The sequence below is a fragment of the Microcystis sp. LE18-22.4A genome (assembly GCF_027531105.1).
GTDB lineage: Bacteria > Cyanobacteriota > Cyanobacteriia > Cyanobacteriales > Microcystaceae > Microcystis > Microcystis aeruginosa.
In genome coordinates, this window is the sequence record NZ_JAPZRB010000374.1 from 1 (window position 1) to 1956 (window position 1956).

Consider the following 1956-nt stretch of genomic DNA (forward strand, 5'->3'; position numbering starts at 1 on the left):
ATTTCCTTACCGCGTTCCATTCCTCGTAACTCCATATTACTCATTAAAGGCATGGTTCTTTCCTCCTCAAATTGTTTGATTTTACTTTCTAAACTTGACTGTAATTCAGGGGATAAAGTCATCATATTGTCGATGATTTCAAACAGTTTAATTATCTGTTCTCTCTCAAACTCCTTTTCATACAATCCCCTGATTAACTTCCACTTCCACTGTTCCCGTTGTGGCAGCTTCCCAGTAGTCGCTTTTGTTTTCAGGTGTGCCATGACGATTATAGCAAAAGGATTGCTACTTGCTTCCAATTAGTCACTGATAACTGATAACTGGTAACTGATAACTGAATAGAGTTTGTCAGCGAAACGTTTTTTTGTCTTTGCTGAAGCGGTAATCCGTTTGAGTTCTTTTTCTAGGGATTCGGGAATTTTTGTCCAATCAATTAATCGGTTAACTTCGGGAAAAAAGAAGCATAAAAACGCTTCAAAATATTCGCTTAATGCCAGAAGCGTTGAATCCTGTAATAAAACTTTACATTGACAAGAATAATACCCCTATAACATCAAATTTTAAGTTGAATAGACAATCCTCCGGAACCAGTGGATATAACTAATATGTTGACACATGAAACTCTGTAAATAGCGCAGTTTATCTAATAAGCTTTTCCCAAATCCTTCTTCAATATCTATTAGTTGTAGAATCAGATAAGTGATAATGCAGCTACAGATCTGTATGCGGATTCCGTTCTCATTTTTGGTGATTAGATTATCCAACTTTAGAGGCATTTTAAAAAATTTCCACAGGAGTTCTATTTGCCATCTTTGGATGTAAATTTCGGCAACTTCTTCTTTGACTTTCTAGGTCGCAAAAAGCGACTACTCTTACTTCTATTTGTCTTTGATCTTTTCCGAGTTTACACTTGCCATTTTCGAGCATCTCTAGGCTAATATTATTTTTCACTCTCAAGACAAAATGCTTGTCAGTGATCTCTAATAATTCTGTAATTCTTTGATTAGAAGAAAATCCTCTATTCATTACTCAAACTCCATTTACGGGAATTGCTTCTATCGTTTTTCCTCCTTCTTTTGAGTCATGACCTTGACCAAAATGGATGAGGATTCCGACCACCTCTGTTGTGATACTATTGAGACCAGAGAATAGTTTTACTTGATGCCATCCTGGCGACCATAGTAGTTGACTGGTTAAGCTAATTATTGTTGAGTCAATAGGAAATAAAGCTCGCGCATTCTCTATTCCTTTTTTGGCAACTAAACGCTTATTTAATTCGACAATGACTTTCTCAAACGGACTTGTTTCTCTAATTTTGCTTGCCTGAGAAAATGGGGATAAATGTACATTAATTCCTTGAAGTACCATTCGACTGCATAAGTCCCTCATACTGACGATGCTTTTATCTAAAGCAAAACCAATCCAACAGGACAAAAATGTCAAAGTGTCTAAAGCGGGGTAGTTATTTTTAGGCAGTGGTTTGAGAAGCTCTTTTATGAGTTTTGAGAAATTCGTCATCAGGGCAAACTCCCTATTGTGAGGGTAATAAGTTGTCTAGATTCTATCTATAATAGCATTTTTTGTCTGACTTTTCTCAACGTTCAACACTTCTGAGAAAAACGTTATGAAATTAAGTTTCTAGAGATCGGAGTTGCTCGAGATCATGTACATTTTTTAGTTTAAACTACAGTCAGAGCAACTCGTGCAAAACCTGACCAAAAAAAGCCCACTTCCTTGGCTTTGAGATAATTCCTGAGCCTCTCCCACCCTCTATGACTAGCTCTGTTTCTTAGGAGAGCGTTATTAAGAATAAAAATGGCTCTTCGGTTTGTGTTATGCAATGGACGGGGGTTATAAGGGATGGAACCCTTATATAGAAAGGCATTTAGCGATTTTTGTTAATTGTTTTTGATATAGAGCGAACTAATCAATTAAGTCTCTTACCAGATAAGGATT

Annotated in this window: 1 protein-coding gene and 2 pseudogenes; all 3 read right to left on the reverse strand. The window is 36.5% G+C overall.

Translation table 11 applies throughout. The features are described 5' to 3' along the window. A pseudogene (locus O9295_RS27450) lies at positions 1 to 299 on the reverse strand (hypothetical protein); the annotation flags it as partial. Next, positions 300 to 497, reverse strand: a complete 198-nt coding sequence (locus O9295_RS27455) for a hypothetical protein (RefSeq protein ID WP_353851870.1) — start codon at positions 495 to 497, stop codon at positions 300 to 302. It lies immediately after the preceding pseudogene. Between the two features lie 63 nt (positions 498 to 560). After that, positions 561 to 1521, reverse strand: a pseudogene (locus O9295_RS16705) (transposase). Positions 1522 to 1956 lie beyond the last annotated feature (435 nt).